The sequence below is a fragment of the Neolewinella xylanilytica genome, assembly GCF_002934605.1.
Lineage (GTDB): Bacteria > Bacteroidota > Bacteroidia > Chitinophagales > Saprospiraceae > Neolewinella > Neolewinella xylanilytica.
Genome location: NZ_PTJC01000007.1, coordinates 207,487 through 230,217, shown reverse-complemented (window position 1 = coordinate 230,217; position 22,731 = coordinate 207,487). Strand labels below are relative to the sequence as shown.

The following is a 22,731-nucleotide window of genomic DNA, read 5'->3' as shown; positions in this document are numbered from 1 at the left end:
ACGTCGTCCGCCGAACGCAACAAAGCGAAGTTCGTCTGCCGACGTGGATCGAAACTACCCTCGATATAGTACCCGCCAGACCAGCTAGCGCTGGGCGGACCAGGCCTTACCAACGTCGTCCGCCGAACGTAGCGAAGCGGAGTTCGTCTGCCGACGTGGATCGAAACTACCCTCGATATAGTACCCGCCAGACCAGCTAGCGCTGGGCGGACCAGGGCTCACCAACGTCGTCCGCCGAACGCAGCGAAGCGGAGTTCGTCTGCCGACGTGGATCGAAACTACCCTCGATATAATACCCGCCAGACCAGCTAGCGCTGGGCAAACCAGGGCTTACCAACGTCGTCCGCCGAACGTAGCGAAGCGGAGTTCGTCTGCCGACGTGGATCGAAACTACCTTCGATATAGTACCCGCCAGACCAGCTAGCGCTGGGCGGACCAGGCCTTACCAACGTCGTCCGCCGAACGTAGCGAAGCGGAGTTCGTCTGCCGACGTGGATCGAAACTACCCTCGATATAGTACCCGCCAGACCAGCTAGCGCTGGGCGGACCAGGGCTCACCAACGTCGTCCGCCGAACGCAGCGAAGCGGAGTTCGTCTGCCGACGTGGATCGAAACTACCCTCGATATAGTACCCGCCAGACCAGCCAGCGCTGGGCGGGCCAAGGCCCCTACCCCCGCCGCCGCTCCAGCAGGATCATCATCATCAAGCCGAGCATCACGCGGTCGTCATCGTCGTTGCCTCCGTCAAAGGGGACGAGCTTCTCCACCACGAACTTCCGGCCCAGAAAGGAGGCTTCCTTGCTCAGGCGGGCCACTTCCCGGCCGCGGCGGTCGGTGACCACGTAGGTCGGATTAAGAAAGTAACCGGTGAAGTAGCCCAGCACGGGGATCTCGCCCACCAGTCCGTCCAGCACCTTGACCCAGCCGTTTTCTTCCCGGATGGTGTACTGCCCCTGGTCGTGCTGGTCGACGATCTCGTATTCCGCTTTCCAGAGCGAGCGCCAGCCCTTGCGGGCTACCTTCCCGAACTCCCGGCCGCCCTCGTCGGAAAAGGCATAAGCGGCGGACCAGTCGAGCCAGCGGTCGGCGCGGATGTTGTATACCACCCGGCTGCGGCTTTCGTCGCTGTAAATCTGGATATCCTCCTTGAACTTGAGCATCTTCTGCCGTACGTAGGCGACTACCTGGCCCGTGGCATCCGTAGCCGTGAAGTCGTTGGCCAGGGTGGCGACCTTGAAGGTGAAGGTGATGGGATAGCGGAGTTGCTGCATGTGAAGGGAAGGATTCTTTAGGAATTGGAAGATAGGTTGCCGGCGAATAACTCAGTCCCGCTATCCGACCAACACCGATGCCACGAATAAAAATGGCCGGTACGGTTGGGATCAACCGTACCGGCCATTGCCGTAATCAGGGGTAGTTAAGACTACTGCTTGATTACCCGTGAGGTGTACAAGCCATTATCCACGTCGGTGATCCGGAGGTAGTAGATGCCGGCCGGAAGGTTGGCGATATCCACTTCGTTGCCGGGGTTGGTGTAGTGGGCGGCGCGGCGACCGTAGCCGTCGAACACGCTCACGTCACGCACCTCGATACGGCCGAAGCGGATCGTTCCGCTGGTGGGGTTCGGGTAGATCGCCAGGTTGCGTGGACGAACTTCCCGGGTCGGGACGGTAGCCATTTGCATGACCGAAAGGCAGAAGCTTCCCATGGTCGTGTCCGCTCCGTCGATCAGCAGGGTGTACTCCTCTCCCTCTTTGGTCTGCACCTCGATGAGGGGCATGGAGTCGGTTGCGGAGTAGTTGTCGCTACGACGGATCAGCGAGTCGATGCTGCAACCACCGGCGTAGAGGATGGCACGGGTATCGACCAGGGCGCTATCGTCGTCGCAGTCGGAGGTACGGATGTGGTAGATATTGCCGTCGCCGGTGAAGCGGAACCATACCGGGTGGTAGAGGGTATCCGTGCCGAAGTAGGCGATGAGGTCCTCGTCGGAGAGGCTGTCCATTCCGTAGGCGCCGTTGGTGTAGGAGCGGCTGTATTCCATTACGTCGAGCTCGCCGCCGAAGAGGCTGTCGATGCTCATGGCAGTGGTACAGGTATCGCCGGCCAGGATGACGGTGACGCTATCGGTCAGGATGCAGGCGTTGGCATCGGTCACGGTGACGGTGTAGATACCGGCGGACAGGTCGCCGATTTCCGCCGTGGTCGAAGCGGAAGCGTCGTTCCACAGGTAGGTGTAGTCGGTCGTACCACCGCTGACGGTGATGCTGGCGGTGCCGTCACCCATTCCGTTGTCCGGGGTAGCTTCCGGCGTGGCGGCCAGCATAGTGGGCTCGGTGATGGTCACGGCGTTCGTGGTGAAACAGCCGTTCTTATCGGTTGCCGTTACGTTGTAGATGCCGGCGGCCAGTTCGGTGGTCGTAGCGGTAGTCGCACCGTTGGACCAAACGTAGGTGTAGGGGGCGGTGCCACCATCCAGGCTGACGGTCGCGGTGCCGTTAGTTGCGCCATTGCAGGTCACGTCGGTCTGGGACGGGGAGGAGGTCAGTACAATCGGTTCGGTGATGGTCACCTCGGTCGAGGCGGTACAGCCCACGCCATCGGTCACGGTGACGGAGTAGGTGCCGGCGGGTACGTTAGCGAGGATATCGCCCGTGATTGTTTCCGAACCGACGGTCCAGGCGTAAGTGAAATCTTCCGAATCACCAGGTTTACCCCGGACGCCGTTGACTATGGCACTTCCGTCGGCCTTACCGCTACAGCTGGCGTTGTTCTCTACGAAGGCCACGGCGCTGAGCGTGCTAGCCTGGTTGATCGTTATCGCGAGACTGGCGGTGCAACCATTCGCATCCGTTACGATGACGTTGTAGGTTCCGCCTTTGACGTTCGTCAGGTTAGCTTCGGTAGCACCGTTGCTCCAGGCGTAAGTATAGGGGGCCGTGCCGCCGCTAACCTGAATCGCAGCCGCTCCGTCGTTCCCGCCGTTGCAGGTTACGTCTTCCTTGGTGTCGATTTCGGCTACCAGCGCGGTGGGCTCGGAAATGGTAAAGGATTCCGTAGCTACACAGCCGTTTCCATCGATCGCGCGCAGCGTGTAGGCCCCCGCCGGCAAGCCGGTGACTTCCTCACCGATCAGCACGAAGGGTTCGCACTTTCCGGTGGATTTGCCCAGGATGGTGCAGGGATCGTTATCGTTGGTCCACTCGTAGGTGAAGGAGCCCGTACCGCCAGTTGCCGAAGCGGAGGCAGTTCCGGTGGCGGAACCATTACAGGTGGCATTGGTAAATTCAACGCTCACATCGATGGCGGGAAGTTCGGTGACGGTAGCCGAGGTCGTAGCCGTACAGCCGTTGGCGTCCGTGACGGTCACGCCGTAGGTGCCGGCCGACTGGTTGGTCAGGTCTTCGGTCGTGGCCGTATTGGACCAGACGAAGGTGTAGGGAGCCGATCCACCGCTTACCAGCAGGTCGACCGCGCCATCGCTACCGCCGTTGCAGCTCACGTTGGTCTGGCTCTGAATGGAGGCCGTTACTACCGTAGGCTCGGTGATCGTTGCCGTAGCCGTAGCCGTGCAGCCGTTGGCGTCCGTGACGGTCACGTTGTAGGTGCCGGGCGACTGGTCGTTCAAGTCTTCGGTCGTGGCCGTGTTGTTCCATGCGTAGGTGTACGGGGCCGTTCCGCCGCTCACCGTGAGGTCAATCGCGCCGTTGCTACCGCCGTTGCAGCTGACGTCCGTCGCCGTAGCGGAGGCGGTCAGCAGAGTCGGTTCCGTGATCGTAACGGATGCGGTGGCCGTACAGCCGTAATCGTCCGTGACGGTCACCGTATAGCTACCCGCCGAAAGTCCGGTGGCTTCAGCCGTCACCGCGCCGTTCGACCAAGCGTAGGTGTAGGGTACCATGCCGCCATTAGCCTCTACGGTGGCCGAACCGCTGTCATCTCCGTTACAGGCGACGTTGGTCTGGCTCCGCAGGTTGGCGAGCAGGGCCGTCGGCTGGGTGATCGTGGTTGAAGTCGTAGCGGTGCAGCCGTTCGCATCCGTCACGGTCAGGCTGTAAGCGCCCGCCTTAACACCGGAAAGATTGTCCATCGTGGAGCCGTTCGACCACAGGTAGGTGTAGGGAGTCGTGCCGCCTTGGGCGGTAACGCTGAAGGCGCCGGTGGCATCTCCATTGCATCCGATGTTGGTCTGGCTCATCGGGAAAACCGAAAGGGCCGTGGGCTGGGTAACCGTGGCCGAAGTCATGGCCACACAGCCGTTGGCATCGGTTACGGTCAGGCCGTAGGCACCGGCCGAAAGACCGGTAAGGCTGGCCGTAGTAGCGCCGGTCGACCATAGATAGGTGTAGGGTCCCGTGCCGTCTTTAGCTACGACGCTTGCCGTGCCATTGCTGCCACCGTTGCAGCTGACCTCCGAAGCAGTGACCGTTAGTTTCACAGGATTATTCGGCTGCTTGATCGTGAAATCTCGCGTAGCCGTACAGTTATTCGCGTCGGTGACGGTGACGGTGTAGGTTCCCTTCACGAGGTTCGAAATGCTGGTGCTGGTGGCGCCATTCGACCATGCATAGGTGTAGGGGGACGTCCCTCCTTTTCCGACGGCGGCGGCACTTCCGGTAGCGGCACCGAAGCAAGCTACGTCGGTCTTCTCCGTAGGCTCTACGTCCAGTGGCTGTGCTGGCTGATTGATGGTAACCGTAGCCGAGGCGGTCTGACTGTTGGCATCCGTAACGGTAACCGCATAGGTACCCGCCGGTACCCCGCTCAGGGTTTCCGTCGCTTCACTGGTGCTCCCGCTACCGGCGGGCTGCCCATCTAACGTATAGGTAAAGCTGTAGGGCGAGGTGCCGTTGCTTACCGTGCCCATAAGCTCACCGGTAGCTGTGCCGAAACAGGCTACGTTTTGGGTTACCTGTAGGTCGAGGGCTAGGGTCAGGGTACCCTCAATGGTACCGCTACCCCCAAATTTGGTAAGCACGTATCCCATCTTTATGGGTTTCCAATTCCCGGTTGCCAAGTCAGGTGGGTAGTCTCCAGAAATTACTTCCGAAAAGAAGTAATCACCCCCAGGAGAATTCAAAACCCATCTATCAGTTTCGAAAACGGCTATAAGGTTGGCCCCATCCCAATACGGATATTTCCCATTAATTGGTTCACCGTAATAGAAGAGGGATGTGGTGAATTGGCGACCCATATCATCCTCATAGCCGACGTCGATCGTTTTGTCAGCTTGGGCGAAGAGGCCGCCCGCTCCGGAAATCAGGAAGAATAAGACAAAGTAAAGGTGTTTCATGAGAGGAATTGAGTTCGAGAAAGGACAACGGCCGAAAACCCGAACCCGGAACCCCCATAAACTTTACCGCACCAGCGGACGGGAGCGGCTATCCTCCGCGGTGCATACCGCGGGAGGTGAATTATGGGTGACAGGCGAGGTCTGGGAGTTGCTATAAAGTAATCCAACCAGATTACGTCGCCGGGCAAACATGTATTGCTTTCCGGGCCGGCTTAATTTTTTCCTTCGCCTATTTCTATCCCCGCTACCCGTTCAAACGAGCCTGCTACTTCGGGTCGGACAAGCGCGGGTCCGTCAGCAACGCCTCGTCGGTCAGCGTATGCAGAAAAGCCAGCAGCGCCGCTTTCTCCCGCTCCGTCAGCGAAAAGCCGGTAATGTTCGGGTCTTCGTTCTCTACCCCGTGGCCACCGGCGGCGTAGTCGTCAATCACTTCCTCCAGGGTCTCGAAGCGGCCGTCGTGCATGTAGGGGGCGGTCAGGGCGATGTTGCGCAAGGTAGGCGTACGGAATTTTCCGTTGTCGAAGGGATTGCCGGTGATGTCTCCCCTACCCTTATCCACGAAGTCATTGATGGTCTCCACGTCGGTGATGCCGTTGTTGTGGAATTTATTGTCGCCGAACTGGGGCGCGTTGTGGCAGTGGCCGCAACCCGGGTGCAGGGTTCCGGGCGGTACGTTCTCCACGAAAAAGAGGCTGTCGGCCCCCAACTGCTCCAACTCGGTAAAGAAGTCGGTATTCTTATACACCACCCGGTCGAACTTACTGTCGGCCGAGATGATCGTGCGCTCGAACTGCGCCAGGGCCTTCACGGTAAGTTCCGGGTCGATTTCCTCCACCTTATCGATACCGAAGGCGGCCCGGAAGCGGGCCGGGTAGTCCCCGTGTTCCCGCAATTTACGGATCACCTCCTGCCAGTCGTTGTCCAGCTCCAGCATATTCTCCACGGGATGGATGGCTTGCTCCCACAGTTTCCCCTCGCCGCCGTCCCAATTAAAGCCATTGGGATTGAACGCCAGGTTTACCAGCGACATGGCGCTGCGCGGCCCCGGCTCGCCCCGTACCCCGATCGCCCGGCCGAAGCCGTCGGTGAAGGCCAGTTCCTGTTGGTGGCAGGTGGCGCACGACATATTTCCCTCGGTACTGAAGATGGATGCGTCGTAAAAGAGGTGGCGGCCCAGTTCGATCCCCTCCTCCGACAGCGGGTTCTCCGGGTCCACGACGGGGGCCGGAAAGTAGTCCGGCACCTCCAGGGCGTAGGGCGTCGGCGTATTCGGGCCGGTGATCGTGCCCTCGTCCACCACCGTACTACCGCCCGGTTCCTCCCGGCAGCCGATGGCCAGGAAGAGAAGGAATAGGCCGAGAAGGAAAGCTGGTCGTGTCATGGGTATTCGTTCCGCGAAATTCATTGCACCTGCGCTCCGGCGCCCGCTGCAATAACCGACTCAGTAACAAACGCCGTATCCGAAAGGGTGTGTAAGAACGCGACCAATGCCGCTTTTTGCTCCGCGTCGAGCCCAAGCGGATGCACGTTTGGGCTCCGGTTCTCCGCGTAGTGGCCGCCTGTCGCGTAGTGGTCGACTACTTCCGCCAGCGTTCCAAAGCGGCCATCGTGCATGTAGGGCGCGGTCAGGGCGACGTTGCGCAGGCCGGGCGTGCGAAAGCGGCCGTTGTCGAAAGGGTTACCGGTAATGGCCCCGCGACCGGCATCCGGGAAAGCCGCCAGGTCGTCGGCCTCATCCAGGCCGTTGTTCTCGAAGCGCTCGTTGCTGAAGTGGGGCGGCGTGTGGCAGTGGGCGCACTCCGCCGTGGGCAGGCCGGCGTAGGGCCCGTTCGGATCGTCGCCGAAATCGAAGAAAAGGGCATGCCCCAGGGCTTCCGCCGCCGTATAGCTTGCTTCGCCCCGCCGCACGCGATCGTATTTGCTGTCGCGGCTCACCAGGCTACGCTGGTACTGGGCCAGGGCGCGGCCCACCAGGGTCGAATCGATCGGTCCATTACCGAAGGCGGTTTGGAAGGCCCGTACGTAGGTGGGGTCGGCTTGCAGGCGCTCCAGCACCGCCGGCCAGCTTCCCCCCATTTCGTGGGCGGTGCCGATGGGGTGCAGCGCTTGGGCCTCGAGGTTGTCCGCGCGGCCGTCCCAGAAGAGGGGGCGGTGGAAATAGCCGATATTAGTGAGTCCCGGGGTGTTGCGGGTGCCGATCAGCCCGCCGATCCCTTCGGCAATGGGGCGTCCGTCGGTGAAGGCGCGTTCCGGCCGGTGGCAGCTGGCGCAGCTGATCGTCCCGTCGGCCGAAAGTAGGGGGTCGAAGAAAAGCCGGCGGCCCAGGTACTCGGCGGCCGCGTTCGGCGGATTATCCGTGGGATACAGGATAGCGGCGTACGCAGGGGCTTCCGGCCGGTCGTCGGCGCAGGCCAGGAGCAACAGCAATAGGCCGATCGCGTAGCGCAATTACTCGGTTTCCAGGGTGAATTGCCCCGCCAGGCGGTTCCAGATACCGGTAGCCACGGCCTGATTGCCACCGTGAACCGTTTGCTTCTGCGGGTCGGTGATGTCGAAGGTTTGTCCGGTACCGCTCAGCGCCTCGAGCACGTCCGCAACGACGGTTAGGGTCGGCACGCCGCTGCCGTCGACGGTGAAGGTCCGGTCGAAGGTGACGGTGGTGTACAGGGAGTCGCTGCCCATATGGTAGCTCAGGCCGGTGTCGTAGCGGCCGTCCGCTTCCAGCAGGGCGTTGGCTTCGATCTTGGCGAAGACGTAACGAGTCTGTTCCCCCCAGAATTCGTTTTCGTTCAGGACGTAATTGGCGGCGAATTCACTGGGATCGATGGCGTTCAGTTCCGGTTTGACGCCGAGGCCGAAGCGCAGTCCGCGGTAGCTGCCTGCGGGCACGCTGTAGGTACGTTCCACGGTGGCGTCTTCGGTGGCGGACATCCAGCGGATCAGGTCAATGTCGGCCAGCCGCACCGCCTCTCCCCCGCCTGCGGGCAACAGTTCGAGGTCGGAAACGTAGTACTGGAACAGCAGCACCTTGAGCGAGTCGCCCGTGGGGTAAGCGTAGGCTTCCCGCTGGATCGCCAGCGGCGCTTCATCGTATTCCGCGCGAAAGGCTACGGTAACGGGGCTTTCCCGCAGCGGCTCGAGCAGGTCATCGTCGTCGAGGCAGCCGGAAAGGGGCAGGAACAGCAGGAGGGGCAACAGGTGTTTCATAGGGCGGCGAGCGCGGGTGCGGCATCTTTTGGTAACGGCAGTAGAACACGACATCTTCCGCTAAGGCTTCGTAAAACCCGGGTAATTATCGGCGTGGCTACGGACAAAAGTGCCGAACAACCGTGAAATTGCATTCGTTGCATAAGCGAATACCTTAATAACCAAAGTAAACTATCATAATTTATGGCCACCAAAGTAGCCGACCAACAACTAGACAAAGCCCTAAAGCAATTATCCTACGGATTCTATATCGTTGCCACCCGGAAGGGAGGGGAAGACCTGGAGACCCGCGACGAGGATTGGGTCAGCGCCGCCACCGTGAGTTGGGCGATGCAATCGAGCTTCCATCCGCCCCTGATCACGATCGCCGTTCAGAAGGACAGCGACCTCAACGAAACCATCCAGAAGGCCCAGTCTTTTTCCCTCACCGTTCTGGGAAAATCGGACGAAAAGCTGATCAAGCAATTCGCCGAGCAGACCGAAGTAGACTACAGCAATAGCAAGGTCAACGGTATATCATACAAGGAAGGAGAAACGGGCGCGCCCATTCTCGACTGCGGTATCGCCACCCTGGAATGTAAGCTGGAAGATGCCCTGACCACCCCCGGCGACCACTTGCTCTTCGTAGGCCGCATCGTCAGCGCCACCAGCAAAGACGGCCAGCCCATCACCGAAGCGGATACCCGCAAGCACTACGAGGGGACCAGCCCACGGAGTTAATCCGGATACGAAAATCCCCGGCCATTCTCGGCGGACGAGCAGAGCTCGGCAGACGAGAATGGCTACCGACCGGGCCGAAGAGACGATCTCTTCGGCCCGGTCTTATTTTGTCCTACCTATGACCGACCCCGCCATCATTGCCCACCTCAGCCGCGAGCCGCGGTTGGCACCGATCGTAAAAAAGCACACGCTGAAGGTCCGCCCCGACCACGGCGGCGACGTTTACTTCGGCCTGATCCGTTCCATCACCTACCAGCAGCTGAGCGGACGGGCGGCGGGCACCATCTTCAGCCGCTTCCTGGATATTTTCCCGGATGGCTACCCCCACCCCGAGCGGCTACTGGAATTTTCCGTTGCCGACCTGCGTGCCGTAGGCATGAGCCGCCCCAAAGCCGGCTACCTCCACAACGTGGCCGGCTTCTGGCTCGAGCATCAACTGATTAACGAAGACTGGAGCCGCTACGACGACCGGGAAATCATCGATCTGCTCACCCAGATCAAGGGCGTCGGCCAGTGGACGGTCGAGATGGTGCTGATGTTTGTCCTCCACCGCCCCGACCTCCTGCCGCTCGACGACCTGGTCGTACGCCGTAACCTGATCTCCCTCTTCGACCTCCACCACCTGAAAGGGAAACAGCTGATCCAAGCGATGATCGCGGCCGCCGAGCCCTGGCGACCCTACCGCAGCTATGCTAGTCGGTACTTGTGGGAGATGGAGGCTACGGTGTTGTAGCGGCTCGCGAGCCCGCCTATCTACGTAAGCTGTACCTATGAGCCGGAGCTCGGAAACCAAGCACCACGCTAACTGCAAGCAGACAACCATTCAAAATCCCGTAATTTCGCCCCCTCAACCGACTATGCATGCCCAGCGAGCTTACCTTGTACAATACCCTGACCCGAAAAAAGGAAGTCTTCCAACCCCTGGTGGAAGGGCACGTGGGCTTGTACGTATGTGGCCCTACGGTATACAACCCCGTTCACCTGGGTAACTGCCGCACCTTCGTCAGCTTCGACGTGATTTACCGCTACCTGATGGCAAAGGGGTACAAAGTGCGCTACGTCCGCAACATCACCGACGTAGGCCACCTCACCGACGACGGTGAGGATCGCATGAGCCGGGGCGCCCGCCTGGAGCAGCTGGAGCCCATGGAAGTGGCCCAGAAGTTCAGCAACCAGTTCCACGACATGATGCGGACCTTCAACGCCCTGCCGCCGAGCATCGAGCCACGGGCCACCGGTCACATCATCGAGCAGATCGAAATGGTCCGTGAAATTCTCGCGAATGGGTACGCCTACGAGGTAAACGGCTCGGTTTACTTCGACGTGGAAGCCTATAATAATGGCAATGACGAGCGCTACGGAGAGCTCTCCGGCCGCCGCATCGATGAGCTCATGGCCGAAAGCCGGGAGCTCAAGGCCCAGGGCGAAAAGCGGAACCCGTCGGATTTTGCCATCTGGATGAATGCTTCGGACGACCATATTTTGCGGTGGGACAGTCCGTGGGGATCCGGCTTCCCCGGCTGGCACCTCGAGTGCTCGGCCATGAGCACGAAGTACCTCGGCGAGCGATTCGACATCCACGGCGGCGGCAACGACCTGAAGTTTCCCCACCACGAGAACGAGATCGCCCAGAACGTCGGAGCTTGCCAGCACGCGGGTGCCCGGTACTGGCTGCACACGAATATGCTGTTGATGAATGGCAAGAAGATGTCCAAGTCGGACGGCAACACGATTTCCCCGGAGGAGCTTTTCACCGGCGACAGTATCCACGTTTCCGAAGGCTACGACCCGATGGTCATTCGCTTCTTCATGCTCCAGAGCCACTACCGCAGTACGCTCGACCTGAGCGACGAGGCACTGCAGGCCGCTAAGAAAGGATACCAGCGACTGCTCGAAGCCTGGAATAGCCTGCAAGAGATGCAAGCGAGCGGATCCGCCCAGAACGGCACCGTCGGAAAGGAATTGACGGCCGGCCTGGAAGCCGCCTACGCCGAAATGGACGACGACTTCAATACGCCCAAGGCTCTGGCGCGGGTATTCGAACTGGTCAGCCGGATCAATGCCCTCCAGGGCGGGCAGCTCAGCCTGGATGAAATCACCGCCCGGCAGCTCACCGAATTCCGGGACGGATTGGGGAAACTACTCTTCGACATTCTCGGCCTACAAAACCGCGCCTCCGCCAACGGGGCCGACCGGGAAGCCCTCGACAAAGTGATGCAGATTGTACTGGACCTGCGGCAACAGGCGCGGGCCGATAAGGATTGGGCCCTCTCCGATAAGCTACGGGATGCGTTACAGGATGCCGGTGTTACGGTCAAGGACGGTAAGGACGGGGCTACCTGGTCGGTATAAGGATAACCGGCGGAATACGGATGATTCCCTCAGCGGTCATGGGCTACCGTGAACGCTTGTTCTTTTAGTTACGATTTATGCGCTTCGTTTCCCCTACCCCGGCCCCAACTTCCGTTGGTGGCGTTGGTAGGCGTAAACAGCCGCACCGACGGTGCCGGCGGTGTTCCGCATTTCCGCTGGCTTGACCTCACAGTCGATTTTTAAATACTTCTTGTAGTCGAGGAAATACTTACTGCCCCCGCCGCCGAGGATGATCAGATCCGGATTCAGGATGGCATTGACGTGCTTGAGGTACTTGTTGAGCCGCTTACCGAAGGTCTTCCAGTCCATCTCGTTATCCTTCCGGATCTTGTTGGAGATAAACTTCTCGGCGATGATGTCCATCCCCTTCAAATAGAGGGATCCCAGCTCGAAGTTGGGTACCAGTTCCCCATCGAGAAACATAGCGCCCCCCAGGCCGGTACCGATGGTGATCATGACCACCGTTCCCTCTTCCTTGTGGGAACGGCCGGTACCGTAGTTCATCGTGGCGATGCCGGCGGCGTCCGCGTCGTTGAGGGCGTAAATGGACACGTCCCGCATCCGTCCGAAGGTTTCGGAAATGGAGGTACCGATCCACCCCTTGTCGATGTTGGCGGCCGTTTTCGCGACGTTGCGGGTGACGACCGCCGGAAACCCGACGCCGACGATGCCGCTGTACTCGAAGTGATCCACCAGGCTACGAAAGGTGTAGGCCATTGCGGCGGGGGTAGCCGGCTGCGGGGTATCGAAGCGATGCCGTTCGGTAAGCATCGTGCCGGTTTTTACGTCTACCAGTCCTCCCTTGAATCCCGTAGCTCCTACGTCCACGCCTAGGATGGTCGTGCTCTGTGGTCCGCTGTCTTTTCCCATGGGGGTGAATATAAGGGCTTGTTTGCTTTTCCGGGGTCGGTGAAAAAACCTTCGCCGAAGCCCGGCCGCTGACTTAGCGAACGAGCGAAATCTTCATGGGCACGTCTTCCTTGGGGCGGTCACCGGCTCCCGTGGCTACGGCGGCGATTTTGTCGATGACGTCGAGCCCTTCGATCACCATACCGAAAACGGTATAATTTTGATCCAGGAAGGGTACGCCCCCCCGGTCGAGGTAAGCCTCCCGCACCTCGCTCGGGTAGCGAACGCCGGTTTGCCCTTCCTGGCGGTTAAGCTCCGCTTCCGTGACGGGCTTTCCCTGCACGATGTAGAACTGCGAGCCACTGCTGAGCTTCTGGGGGTTGTTGGTCCGGGCGGCGGCGAGGGCACCCTTGACGTGGGCCAGGGTGGGATCGAATTCAGCCGGCACCTGGTGGCCCGGGCCGCCGCTTCCGAGACGGTCGTTCGGTCCGGCACCGCGGCTGTCGGGGTCGCCGCCCTGGACCATGAAGCCTTCGATGACGCGGTGGAACAGGAGGCTATCGTAGAAATTTTCCTGTACCAGCTTGACGAAATTGTCCTGGTGCTGCGGCGTAGCATCGTACAGCCGGGCGAGCATGTCGCCCTGGGGTGTTTCGATACGGATGAGGCATTCTTCGGGTGGAGTCACGTTGATAGTTTGAGTGGTGGTTCTGGATTTTCCTTTTTCATTGGTCGCCGTAAGGCGTACCGCGTAGTCGCCTGACTGGAAGTAGCGGATAGCGGGCTCGGCTTCCGTACTCGTTTGTCCGTTACCGAATTCCCAAAAGTAGGTGGTAGCCTTTTCGGAGGTATTGGTGAAGGAAACGGTATCCGCCGCTTCCACGGCTTTTTCGGGTGCCGCGAAGCTAGCTACCGGTCGGGCACAGTAGGAGAAGCACAGCAGGGGAAGCAGAAGGTAAAGAAGACGCATCGTCGGGTATTTTTGGTCTAACGCAGCAGGGAGCTTACTTGTCTAAAAAGTATGCCAGAAGTACGTCGCGTTCCTTGCTCAGTCCGTAGTTCGGTTTATCCCGCCCCGCGCGACGGTACCAGTACCCGGCGTTGCTCTCGTCGCCTTCAATGCGGTGGAGGTGGGCGTGCACCCAGGCGTTGTCCGATCCCGGGGCGGAATCGATGAGTTCGTGGGCGTGGTCCCATTTGTTTTTTCCGATCCACCACAGGGCCTGAAGCTGTAAGGAGAGGCCCTCGGGGGGCGCTGCGGCGGTTAGGGAAGCATCGAATTCGGCGCGGGTCAAAGGTGGAGGGTTTTCAAACGGATTCCGGCGAAGATAGCGCCACGGGCATAAAACAACTTCCCGACCCAGGCGATTTACTTCCATGTACGAAATCGGAAGCCTGATAATCATCGGCGTGCTAGCGCAGTGGATCGCATGGCGGCTGCGGGTACCGGCCATTTTACCGCTTATCCTGGCGGGCATTCTTATCGGCCCCGGTTGGGAATGGTATTCCGGACACCGCCTGCTTAATCCCCGCTTCGACGGAGAATCCGGCACCGGCCTCTTTCCCGGCAACCTGCTGTATAGTTTCGTTTCCCTTTCTATCGGACTCATTCTCTTCGAAGGGGGGCTGACGCTCAAGCTGAAGGAGATCCGCGGTATGGCGGACAGTATCCTGCGCCTCACCACCTACGGGGCCTTCACCACCACGATCATCGCCGGATTGGCCGCCCACTTCATCATGGGGCTGAGCTGGCAGATCGCCTTTCTGTTCTCTACCCTCATCGTGGTCACCGGCCCGACGGTCATTACGCCGATCATGCGGCAGATCAACGTCAAGCGCCAGGTAGCCACCGTATTGAAGTGGGAAAGCATCATCATCGACCCCGTCGGGGCCTTTCTCGCGGTGCTGTTTTACAACTTCATCATCGCCTACTACGATCCGGCGGCCACCGTGTATAACTCGTTGATCAAGTTCTTTCAGTCCGGGCTGGTGGGTATCGGCCTCGGCTTCGTGCTGGGGCACCTCTTGTTTATCCTGATTTCCCGATTTTATGTTCCCCGTTTCCTTCTGAATATCGTAACTCTCGGATTCGTTGTCGCGGGCTTCCTCATCTCCGACACCATCGCCCACGAAAGCGGCTTGCTGACCACGGTCGTCATGGGTGCTTACCTAGCTAATCGGGAAGTGCCCTTCATTCACGACATTCTTGACTTCAAGGAAAGCCTGACCCTGTTATTGATTTCCCTGCTGTTCATCCTGTTGTCGGCGAATATGACGGTAGACCAGATTCTGCTCGTCCTGAACGAGCAAAGCCTCTGGGTGTTTCTCATCGTGGTATTCGTGGCTAGGCCCCTGGGCGTGTTTTGGAGCCTGGCCACCTCTGACCTGACCTGGCGCGATAAAGCCTTCATCAGCTGGGTGGGGCCGCGGGGTATCGTCGCCGCGGGGGTCGCTTCCCTGTTCGGGATTCAGCTCGCGGAACAAAACGTAGCCTACGCCGAATACATTACGCCCCTGGTGTTTCTCATCGTGCTGGGTACCGTACTACTTAACGCGACGCTAGCCGGCCTGATCGCCCACAAATTGAAGGTCAGCCTGCCCAAGGGTAGCGGCGTACTCATCTTCGGCGCCTCCGAGGGGTCGCGGCAGTTGGCCCACTCCCTGGTAGATTCCGGCCGCGAAGTCGTCCTGGTATCCGCCAACCGCGCGGAATGCGACATCGCCGAGGAAAACAACCTCACCGCCGTGCAGGCCCAGCTCGACTCGGATGAAATAGACAGTAAGCTCGACTTCACCGATATCGGATACATCCTGGCAATGACCGGCAACGACGAGGACAACTTTTACCTGCTCAATAACTATCGGGGCCGCAAGGGCATCCGCGGTGCTTACCGCTTACCCTCCCGCAAGGAGATTCAAGTACAGCGCTACAGTAAGGAGGCACTCTTCGGGCACTACGTCAGTTATTTGCTCTTCAACCGGGCCGCCCGCAACTTCGGCAACGTAAACGCCATCGAACTCCTCAAACCCGAGGATCTCCTCAGCCTGCTCGGACGCCTGCGGGAAGAGCGGGCCATTCCCCTCTACCTGCGCTGCACCGAGCACGGTGACATCACTTTCGTAACGGCCCGGGAGGATCGCCCCCTTTCGGTCTCAGCCGGCGATACCCTCTATTACATCGGGGAACCGCTGACGCACCTGGACGAGCGCTCCGCCCGGCAGGTAGCCAGGGAGGTGGAAGCCTAACCGCTAGGCCAGCAGTCCTTCCAGCTTATTACCGCGGCTCCCTTTGACGAAGATCTTTTTTCCCGACCAGTCCTGTGCCCAAAACCATTCGGCCAGTGCTCGGACGTCAGCAAAATGAGGCCGGCCGAGTTCCAGCGCGACCGGTTTCATTTCTTCTCCCACCAGCAGTACAATACGGGCCACCTGTCCGGCACGCAGCACCACCCGACGGTGGGCTGCTTGGCTATCCACTCCCAGTTCCAGCATTTCCCCCAGCACGACCACGCTGTCGTTCGCCGAATGGGAACTGGCAAACGCGTCCAGAGCTGCCAGAACGCTACTCGGATTGGCGTTGTAAGCGTCCCAGTAAAAATCGACGGAGCGGTGGGTGAGCCACTGGCTGCGGTGGTTGGCCGGTTGGTAAGCGGCCAGCGCCTCGGCAATGGCGCTACCCGGCACCTTGAAGTATTTACCTACCGCGATGGCGGATTTGATGTTTTGTAAATTGTGGCGGCCGCTGAGTTGGGTTACCGCCGGAAACGGCTCGCCGGAGGAAAGAAATACCACCTCCACCCGTGGGTGGACGGCTACCGTCTTGATTTCCAGGCCCGGTACCAGGGGCGAAGGTTGCTCACTGGTTAGGTAAGGAATCACCCGCTTCACCCGCGCTGCCATATCGACTAGATGGTCCTCGTCCGTATTAACGAAAGCCACCCCACCGGTGAGTCCGAGAAAATCGTACAACTCCCCTTTTCCCTTGATGATACCGGCTTTCCCGCCGAAGCCTTCCAGGTGTGCCTCCCCGATATTGGTCACGATACCGTGGGTCGGCCGACCGATCTCACAGAGTTGGGCTATCTCGCCGACGTGGTTAGCCCCCATTTCGAGTACCAGCAATTCCGTACCCTGCGGCATCGAAAGGATGGTCAGCGGTAAGCCGATGTGGTTGTTGTAATTCCCCGGTGTAGCGTGTACTCGATACTGCCGCGACATCACCGCCGTGATCAGTTCCTTCGTAGTGGTCTTACCGTTGCTACCGGTAATGGCCAGCACCGGCATGCGGAAGTCGTCGCGGTGTCGCTTGGCGAGGGCCTGTAGCGTCGCCAGTGAATCAGCTACGAGCAGATACCGGCCATCGCCGGCTTCCACCACGCTGGCGTCGTCTACTACCGCATACGCCGCCCCCGCCCGGAGGGCGGAAGCGGCGTAGCGGTTTCCGTCCGTACTTCCCCGAAGGGCAAAAAACAGACAACCCGCTGTAGCCTTCCGGCTATCGATGACCACCGTAGGGTGATCGAGGTAAATCCGGTATATCTCCGGTAGGCTTGCCTGGGGTATCTCCATGCTACAAAGCTACATGCTTGTTTGAATTTTTCGGATGCATCCCGCCGGGGAAGTAAGCGGTGGCCGGGGCAAGTAACAGGATCCGGGGACACCCAAAACGAAATGCCCCGCACCGATAAACGGGCCGGGGCATTTCTGATCGTAGGTGCTTACGTCCTACCGACGCGAACGGCGACGGTTTTTGTCTTTTCCAGGCTTCATGCCGAAACGGTTGGCTTGCGGATCGTCGATACCCTGGCTGTTGCCCACGCGAACCATAGCGCAGCGGAAACCGATGGTACGGGAGGCGCGATCCTGGTCGAGGTAGCGGCGGGTTCCAGGGCTGAGCCAGTAGGCACGGTCGGCCCAGCTTCCTCCTTTGTATACGCGTGCTTTGTCGCTGATCAGGGTGTGCTCGTTGGTGGCGTAATCCGCACCACTCTCTTCATCGCCGTCGAGGTAGTCGTATACCCGACCGCGGTTGTAGTTGTCCCGCTCGGCTACGTCAGCGTCGTTGACGGGTACGTATACCAGGCGACCCAGGCTGTCCTTTTCTACCGGGCGACCGTCTTGGTCGCGCTTCAGGTCCTGGAAGTCGTTACCCCGGAAGCTGTTGAGGTCGTGGTTCTCCACGTCCACCAGCGTTTGGGTGGTCAATGGGCGGTACAGGTCCAGTACCCATTCGTTGACGTTGCCCGCCATGTTGTAGAGACCGAAGTCGTTCGGGTAGTTGTCCCAGATGTTACTGGTGATCATGTTCTCGTCGTTCGGCTTACCGGACAGACCGCTGTAGTCACCACCCCGACGCTTGAAGTTAGCGTACATCTTGCCCTGATTCTTGTCGTGCACCCGGTAGCGCATGCTGGTACCGCTCCAGGGGTAAATGCGGCGGTCGGTGTAGTTCTCGTCCTTCTCGTTGGACTGCAGGCCTTCGAGTGCCAGTGCCGCGTATTCCCACTCGGCTTCGGTCGGCAGGCGGAAATCAGGCTGCAGGATACCGTCTTCGAGACGGATCGGGCGGGTTTCTCCGGTCTGGAGGTCCTTCATTCCCTTACGCTCTACGCCTTCGTATTGTCCGGCGAGATAGGCATCGGTGACGAATACGTCGGATCCGGACTGGTCGGGGCGTTGCTCCTGGTAGCCACGGTCGATTAGAATAGCTTCGTTCACGCGGTCGGTCCGCCACCGGCTGTATTCACGGGCCTGTACCCAGCTTACTCCCACGACGGGGTGCTGTGCGTAGGCGGGGTGCCGGAGGTAACCGGTCACGTAGGGCTCGTTGTAGGACAACTCGTCCCGCCAAACGAGGGTGTCGGGCAAGGCGGCCTGAAGTACCTCGGGATAATCGGCGTAAACGTCTGCCGTGTGGTGGAGATAAAGCAGATAATCCTCGTTGCTGATCTCGGTCTGGTCCATGTAGAAACTGGAGACCGTAACGCGGCGGGGAATGTTATCCCAGTCGTAGGGAACGTCCTCTTCGGTGAATCCCATTACGAACGTTCCGCCCGGAATCAGCACCATGTTGGGCGGAGTTTCCTGTCCCTCGAAGTCATTGTTCCGTTCGTAGCCGCCCCATTTCTCGTCGTTGTACTTCCAGTTGGTCGTACGGGAACGGTCGTTGTTGCGGTTACAGCTCGCTACCAGCAGCACGAGGCAGAGGTAGGGAAGCGTCTTGAAAAATATTTTCATATTGCGGTGGTCGTCCTGAATTAAAGTCGGTTTGTGGAGGCGGTCCGGTCGGATACGGCGTGCATCACCGACCTACGGCTAACTAAACCGAATCGCCAGACGAACTATTGTGTTCGAAATCTTAATATTTGCGCCCGGTCCGGGGTTGAACCAACCTTGTCGGCTTCCTTGCGCTCCGCGGACTTATCCGCTCTATTAAGGTACAAATTAGTCGTTGCGGCGGTTGATCTCATCCTGGAGCTGCCGGCGCAAATCCTGCTCCACCGTTAAGCGGCTCTTCCGGCTTTGTTCGAGTTCGGCGGCCAGCTTATCGCGCTCCCGCTTCAATTCGGTATTGTTGGCGGCCGCGATCCGGGTACTGGCCAAAGCGACCAGCAGGGCAATCAGCAAACCGATGACCAGCGACCACATGATCAAGCTGTAGGTTCCTTTGCTAAGTTGGATCCCCAGCAGGCTCACCGTGTCCAGCTCGTCGTTCAGCTCCGCGATCGTCGCATCGCGTTCGGCGACTTCGTTGGAGTTGGCGTCGATTTCGTTCCGCAACTCGGCCATTTCACCTTCTAGCTGGGAAATGCGCTCGGTGTAGCCGCTGATGGAGTCACTCACGTTGACCATGAACGCATCCAGGAATTCCTGGCGTACCACCTTAAATTCCTGATAGCGATTGGAGGCATCGAGCATCTCGTCAAACTGCTGTTGCAGGGGAGCTTCGGTAGCGGCCGCCGGATTACCACGCCGCTGAGCGGAAACGTTGACACAGAGAAACAAGAAGAACAAATAAAGAATACAACGCATAATGTGAGATTATGGGGTAGTCCGCCGCCCGCTGACCCGTAGTAAGAAGATCAACGGAAAGCGGCGCTAAGTTAGCACTTACCTTTCGGAAATGTTAGATCACCTGGTTTACCTGGTCCCCGACCTTCCCGCTGCCGTAACCCGATTTACCGCGCTCGGCTACCCCCCTTCCCCAGGCGGGCGCCACCTTTCGCGGGGTACCTACAACGCCCTACTCCGCCTCGGCAACCGCCAATACCTGGAGCTGTTGGCCGTGGATCCGGTAACGGATATCCCTCCACCCAGGTGGATGGGTGTCGATCGCACGACAAAATCGCGCATCAGCAGGTGGGCGGCGAGCGCGGGTGCCATACACGACGGGCGACCGGTGGTGTCCGGAAGCCGCGAATTGCCCGGTGGAACAACCCTTCGCTGGACCCTCACCGATCCGGGAACCGATCCTCCGGTAGCCGTCCTTCCCTTCCTTATCGACTGGGGAACGGATGGGCTACATCCCGCCGACGGCCTCCCCGATCTCGGGCTGCAGCTCGGCGCCCTGCGGCTCTACCACCCGGCTCCCGACGGTATCAACGCCGAACTCGCAGCACTGGGACTGCCCCAAAAAGTGATCCGCGGACCCGCCCCGAAAATCGAGGCCGTGATCCGCGGACCGAAAGGGGAATTCACCCTGTGATGCCTGCCGCTGATTACATCAGTTTCATGGACCGGTCGATGAATTCCTTTAGCTCCTTGCCACTCAGCATCTGCTGGCTGAGCTGTGCCAGTTGGTACAGATATTTGGCGTTTTCGGTACGCTTGGTCTCATCTTCCACCTCCAAAAGGCGCTCCTTCACGACCGGGCTGTTGGCATTCACCACAACCTGATAGCTGTCGGGGAACATATTGGCGTCCATTCCCTGCATCATCTGCATTTCCTTCATGCGGCGCATGAATTCGTTGCGCACGATCTGTACGGGGGCATCCTGAACGGCCAGGGGCTTCAGCTCGACGTTGTTGCCGGGATGCACGACGCCGGTGAAGAGGTTCGTGACCACTTCTTGTTGTTCCTCGCTCAGCAGGTTTTCCTTTTCCTCGTCTTTCTGAACGAGTTGGTCCGGGGTGGCCGAATCTACCCGTACGAAGTTGAGTTTGTCCTCCTTCTGCTCCAACGTCTGCATGGTAGGCGCATCGATGGCGTGCTCGAACCGCAGGACGTCGTAACCGCGTTCCCGCACCGATTCGATCAGGGTATGCTGGCGGTCGGCATCCGCGGTATAGATCGCCACTAACCGATCGTATTTATCCGTCTGGGTATCCTTGATCCGCTCGCGGTACTCTTCAATGGTAAAGAACTTCCCGTCGGTATTTTCCAGCAGGGCAAACTTCGTGGCGCGATCGTAGAATTTCTCCTCGGAGACCATACCGTACTTAACGAAAACTCCCAAGTCGGGCCACTTTTGTTCGTAAGCTTCGCGATCGTCCTTAAAAAGGCTGTTAAGTTTTTCCGCGACTTTTTTCGTAATGTATCCCGTGATCTTCTTCACGTTCGTATCCGCCTGGAGGTAACTCCGGGAAACGTTCAACGGAATGTCGGGCGAGTCGATCACCCCGTGCAGCAGCGTGAGGAATTCCGGTACGATATCGGTGACGTTGTCCGTAACGTACACCTGGTTGCTGTACAACTGAATCTTATTCCGCTGTAGCTCCAGCTTTCCACTCACCTTGGGGAAGTACAGAATGCCGGTAAGATTAAACGGATAGTCGATATTGAGGTGGATCCAGAACATCGGGGGTTCCCCCATCGGGTAGAGTTCGCGGTAGAAAGCGCGATAGTCCTCGTCGGTGAGGTCGGCGGGCGCCTTTTTCCAGAGCGGGTCGGTGTTATTGATGAAGTTGTCGACCTCGGTTTCGATCTTCTTGGGTTTCGGCTTTTCTTCTCCCTCTTCCGCACTGTCCTCTACTTCTTCGTAGGTGGTTTCGGTTTTCGTACCAAAACGGATGGGGTATGGCAAGAAGCGGCAGTACTTCATCAGTAGCCCTTCGATCTCGTCTTCTTCCAGGTATTGCTTGCTATCGGCGCCAATGTGGAGAATGACGTCGGTACCCTGCATGGGCCGTTCGGCTTCTCCGATTTCGTAACTCGGATCGCCTTCACAGATCCAGCGCACCGCCGCCGTATCCTCTTTATAAGACTTGGTTACGACCTCCACCTTTTCGGCAACCATAAACGCGGAGTAAAACCCGAGTCCGAAATGGCCGATGATGGACGCATCATCCTGGTACTTATCCACGAACTCCTGGGCGCTGGACAGGGCTACCTGGTTGAGGTATTTTTTTACTTCCTCCTCGGTCATGCCGATGCCCCGGTCGCGAATGGTGAGCGTTCCGGCTTCCTTATCCACCACGATATCGATGGTCTTGTCGGTGTAGTCACCCTTCGCTTCCCCCTTGCGAGCCAGCGTGGCTAACTTACTGGTAGCGTCGGTGGCGTTGGATACGAGCTCCCGCAAAAAGATCTCTTGGTCGGAATAGAGAAACTTCTTGATGATCGGAAAGATGTTCTCCGTCTGTACGGATATGTTGCCTTTTTGCATACTTGTTAATTTTACGGACGTGATCCGCCCCCCATGCAAAGGACAAGTTTTGTTCCACCTACTGCCGCCTGTCAGAATGTCGGTTGCACCGGCGGTTTTGCTTAGCGGTACATCCCCGATTTTAGCAGTTCTTCCTCCACCGCCGCAGGAACCAGGTAGCGAACGCTGGTGCCGTTTTTCAGGCAGTCGCGGACGTATGTTGCCGACAACTGCATCAGCGGCGCGTCGTAGATGAGCACGGAGGGGTGTTCGGCAAAAGGACCGTCGGCATAACCGGGCCGCCGGTAAACGAGAATACGGAAATCGCGCAAGATGATATCGTGGTTTTTCCACTTCGCGAAGGATACCAGATTGTCGCTCCCCATGATGAGCGCGAAATCGTAGTTGGGGTGCTTTTCCCGCAGCACGGCCAGGGTATCGACGGTGTAGGAAGGCTTAGGCAGGTCGAACTCGACGCGGCTCACCCGCAGATTCGGGTTGTCACCGATCGCCAATTCCACTAGGTGGAGCCGATCGTGGTCGCGGGCCAGGCTGCCCCGTTGCTTGAGGGGATTTTGCGGACTGACGACCATCCACACCTCGTCCAACTCGGTGCGCGTGGCCATGAAATTGGCCAGGATCATGTGTCCGATGTGGACGGGGTTGAACGATCCGAAAAATAGCCCCACTTGACGCCTGCTCATG

18 protein-coding genes are annotated in these 22,731 nt (G+C 59.1%); 5 read left to right on the top strand and 13 right to left on the bottom strand.

Annotated elements, in window-relative coordinates; translation table 11 throughout:
* Nucleotides 1–668: 668 nt before the first annotated feature.
* The 5 genes from CLV84_RS18905 to CLV84_RS18885 all read right to left on the bottom strand — a co-directional run bounded on the left by CLV84_RS18905 (nt 669) and on the right by CLV84_RS18885 (nt 8,500).
* Nucleotides 669–1,271, bottom strand: coding sequence for an LURP-one-related/scramblase family protein (locus tag CLV84_RS18905; protein WP_104421396.1), 603 nt, complete (start codon nt 1,269–1,271; stop codon nt 669–671).
* Nucleotides 1,272–1,423: 152 nt separating this feature from the next.
* Nucleotides 1,424–4,987, bottom strand: coding sequence for a T9SS type A sorting domain-containing protein (locus tag CLV84_RS18900; RefSeq protein ID WP_170067778.1), 3,564 nt, complete (start codon nt 4,985–4,987; stop codon nt 1,424–1,426).
* 571 nt (nt 4,988–5,558) lie between these two features.
* Nucleotides 5,559–6,674 carry a cytochrome-c peroxidase gene (locus CLV84_RS18895; RefSeq protein ID WP_170067777.1) on the bottom strand — a complete coding sequence of 372 codons (1,116 nt, stop codon included), beginning with the start codon at nt 6,672–6,674 and terminating at the stop codon, nt 5,559–5,561.
* A gap of 20 nt (nt 6,675–6,694) precedes the next feature.
* Nucleotides 6,695–7,741 (bottom strand): cytochrome-c peroxidase, encoded by a 1,047-nt coding sequence (locus tag CLV84_RS18890; RefSeq protein WP_245911563.1) that lies wholly within the window; start codon nt 7,739–7,741, stop codon nt 6,695–6,697.
* Nucleotides 7,742–8,500 carry an MbnP family protein gene (locus CLV84_RS18885; protein ID WP_104421393.1) on the bottom strand — a complete coding sequence of 253 codons (759 nt, stop codon included), beginning with the start codon at nt 8,498–8,500 and terminating at the stop codon, nt 7,742–7,744. It lies immediately after the preceding gene.
* A gap of 183 nt (nt 8,501–8,683) precedes the next feature.
* On the opposite strand from CLV84_RS18885, the gene CLV84_RS18880 reads away from it, so the two are divergent.
* The 3 genes from CLV84_RS18880 (at nt 8,684) to cysS (ending at nt 11,572) form a co-directional block, all read left to right on the top strand.
* Complete coding sequence (locus CLV84_RS18880; RefSeq protein ID WP_104421392.1) at nt 8,684–9,220, top strand: flavin reductase family protein; 537 nt, start codon at nt 8,684–8,686, stop codon at nt 9,218–9,220.
* A 118-nt stretch (nt 9,221–9,338) separates the two neighbouring features.
* Nucleotides 9,339–9,953 carry a DNA-3-methyladenine glycosylase family protein gene (locus CLV84_RS18875; protein WP_104421391.1) on the top strand — a complete coding sequence of 205 codons (615 nt, stop codon included), beginning with the start codon at nt 9,339–9,341 and terminating at the stop codon, nt 9,951–9,953.
* A gap of 128 nt (nt 9,954–10,081) precedes the next feature.
* Nucleotides 10,082–11,572, top strand: coding sequence for a cysteine--tRNA ligase (gene cysS / locus CLV84_RS18870; RefSeq protein ID WP_104421390.1), 1,491 nt, complete (start codon nt 10,082–10,084; stop codon nt 11,570–11,572).
* 93 nt (nt 11,573–11,665) lie between these two features.
* On the opposite strand, the gene ppgK is transcribed toward cysS, so the two are convergent.
* From ppgK to CLV84_RS18855, 3 genes are all read right to left on the bottom strand, one after another.
* A complete protein-coding gene (ppgK, locus tag CLV84_RS18865) occupies nt 11,666–12,463 on the bottom strand; it encodes a polyphosphate--glucose phosphotransferase (RefSeq protein WP_104421389.1) in 798 nt (265 codons plus the stop codon).
* 73 nt (nt 12,464–12,536) lie between these two features.
* The gene (locus CLV84_RS18860) at nt 12,537–13,412 is read right to left on the bottom strand and encodes a peptidylprolyl isomerase (protein ID WP_104421388.1); all 876 of its coding nucleotides are present in this window, start codon (nt 13,410–13,412) and stop codon (nt 12,537–12,539) included.
* A gap of 34 nt (nt 13,413–13,446) precedes the next feature.
* A complete protein-coding gene (locus CLV84_RS18855) occupies nt 13,447–13,737 on the bottom strand; it encodes a hypothetical protein (RefSeq protein ID WP_104421387.1) in 291 nt (96 codons plus the stop codon).
* Nucleotides 13,738–13,819: 82 nt separating this feature from the next.
* Here CLV84_RS18855 and CLV84_RS18850 point away from each other — a divergent pair, with 82 nt between their 5' ends.
* A complete protein-coding gene (locus CLV84_RS18850; protein ID WP_104421386.1) occupies nt 13,820–15,688 on the top strand; it encodes a cation:proton antiporter in 1,869 nt (622 codons plus the stop codon).
* Nucleotides 15,689–15,691: 3 nt separating this feature from the next.
* On the opposite strand, the gene CLV84_RS18845 is transcribed toward CLV84_RS18850, so the two are convergent.
* The 3 genes from CLV84_RS18845 to CLV84_RS18835 form a co-directional block, all read right to left on the bottom strand.
* Nucleotides 15,692–17,011, bottom strand: a complete 1,320-nt coding sequence (locus CLV84_RS18845; protein ID WP_104421385.1) for a UDP-N-acetylmuramoyl-tripeptide--D-alanyl-D-alanine ligase — start codon at nt 17,009–17,011, stop codon at nt 15,692–15,694.
* Between the two features lie 156 nt (nt 17,012–17,167).
* Entirely contained in the window at nt 17,168–18,679 is a 1,512-nt protein-coding gene (locus CLV84_RS18840) for an SUMF1/EgtB/PvdO family nonheme iron enzyme (protein WP_104421384.1), read from the bottom strand.
* Between the two features lie 207 nt (nt 18,680–18,886).
* Nucleotides 18,887–19,474: a hypothetical protein gene (locus CLV84_RS18835; RefSeq protein ID WP_146088875.1), complete on the bottom strand. Its 588-nt coding sequence runs from the start codon at nt 19,472–19,474 to the stop codon at nt 18,887–18,889.
* Between the two features lie 91 nt (nt 19,475–19,565).
* On the opposite strand from CLV84_RS18835, the gene CLV84_RS18830 reads away from it, so the two are divergent.
* On the top strand, nt 19,566–20,147 hold the full coding sequence (locus CLV84_RS18830) for a VOC family protein (protein WP_104421382.1): 582 nt from the start codon (nt 19,566–19,568) through the stop codon (nt 20,145–20,147).
* Nucleotides 20,148–20,160: 13 nt separating this feature from the next.
* On the opposite strand, the gene htpG is transcribed toward CLV84_RS18830, so the two are convergent.
* Nucleotides 20,161–22,047, bottom strand: a complete 1,887-nt coding sequence (gene htpG / locus CLV84_RS18825; RefSeq protein WP_104421381.1) for a molecular chaperone HtpG — start codon at nt 22,045–22,047, stop codon at nt 20,161–20,163.
* Nucleotides 22,048–22,148: 101 nt separating this feature from the next.
* Nucleotides 22,149–22,730: a nicotinate (nicotinamide) nucleotide adenylyltransferase gene (nadD, locus tag CLV84_RS18820; protein ID WP_104421380.1), complete on the bottom strand. Its 582-nt coding sequence runs from the start codon at nt 22,728–22,730 to the stop codon at nt 22,149–22,151.
* Nucleotide 22,731: the final 1 nt, after the last annotated feature.

What these genes read in the sequence shown, in the direction of transcription:
- cysS (WP_104421390.1), top strand. Translation starts at nt 10,082, where the DNA reads ATGCCCAGCGAGCTTACCTTGTACAATACCCTGACCCGAAAAAAGGAA.
- CLV84_RS18885 (WP_104421393.1), bottom strand. Translation starts at nt 8,500, where the DNA reads ATGAAACACCTGTTGCCCCTCCTGCTGTTCCTGCCCCTTTCCGGCTGC.
- CLV84_RS18845 (WP_104421385.1), bottom strand. Translation starts at nt 17,011, where the DNA reads ATGGAGATACCCCAGGCAAGCCTACCGGAGATATACCGGATTTACCTC.
- CLV84_RS18840 (WP_104421384.1), bottom strand. Translation starts at nt 18,679, where the DNA reads ATGAAAATATTTTTCAAGACGCTTCCCTACCTCTGCCTCGTGCTGCTG.
- CLV84_RS18875 (WP_104421391.1), top strand. Translation starts at nt 9,339, where the DNA reads ATGACCGACCCCGCCATCATTGCCCACCTCAGCCGCGAGCCGCGGTTG.
- htpG (WP_104421381.1), bottom strand. Translation starts at nt 22,047, where the DNA reads ATGCAAAAAGGCAACATATCCGTACAGACGGAGAACATCTTTCCGATC.
- CLV84_RS18860 (WP_104421388.1), bottom strand. Translation starts at nt 13,412, where the DNA reads ATGCGTCTTCTTTACCTTCTGCTTCCCCTGCTGTGCTTCTCCTACTGT.
- ppgK (WP_104421389.1), bottom strand. Translation starts at nt 12,463, where the DNA reads ATGGGAAAAGACAGCGGACCACAGAGCACGACCATCCTAGGCGTGGAC.
- CLV84_RS18830 (WP_104421382.1), top strand. Translation starts at nt 19,566, where the DNA reads ATGTTAGATCACCTGGTTTACCTGGTCCCCGACCTTCCCGCTGCCGTA.
- CLV84_RS18880 (WP_104421392.1), top strand. Translation starts at nt 8,684, where the DNA reads ATGGCCACCAAAGTAGCCGACCAACAACTAGACAAAGCCCTAAAGCAA.
- CLV84_RS18905 (WP_104421396.1), bottom strand. Translation starts at nt 1,271, where the DNA reads ATGCAGCAACTCCGCTATCCCATCACCTTCACCTTCAAGGTCGCCACC.
- CLV84_RS18835 (WP_146088875.1), bottom strand. Translation starts at nt 19,474, where the DNA reads ATGCGTTGTATTCTTTATTTGTTCTTCTTGTTTCTCTGTGTCAACGTT.
- CLV84_RS18900 (WP_170067778.1), bottom strand. Translation starts at nt 4,987, where the DNA reads ATGGGATACGTGCTTACCAAATTTGGGGGTAGCGGTACCATTGAGGGT.
- CLV84_RS18895 (WP_170067777.1), bottom strand. Translation starts at nt 6,674, where the DNA reads ATGACACGACCAGCTTTCCTTCTCGGCCTATTCCTTCTCTTCCTGGCC.
- nadD (WP_104421380.1), bottom strand. Translation starts at nt 22,730, where the DNA reads ATGAGCAGGCGTCAAGTGGGGCTATTTTTCGGATCGTTCAACCCCGTC.
- CLV84_RS18850 (WP_104421386.1), top strand. Translation starts at nt 13,820, where the DNA reads ATGTACGAAATCGGAAGCCTGATAATCATCGGCGTGCTAGCGCAGTGG.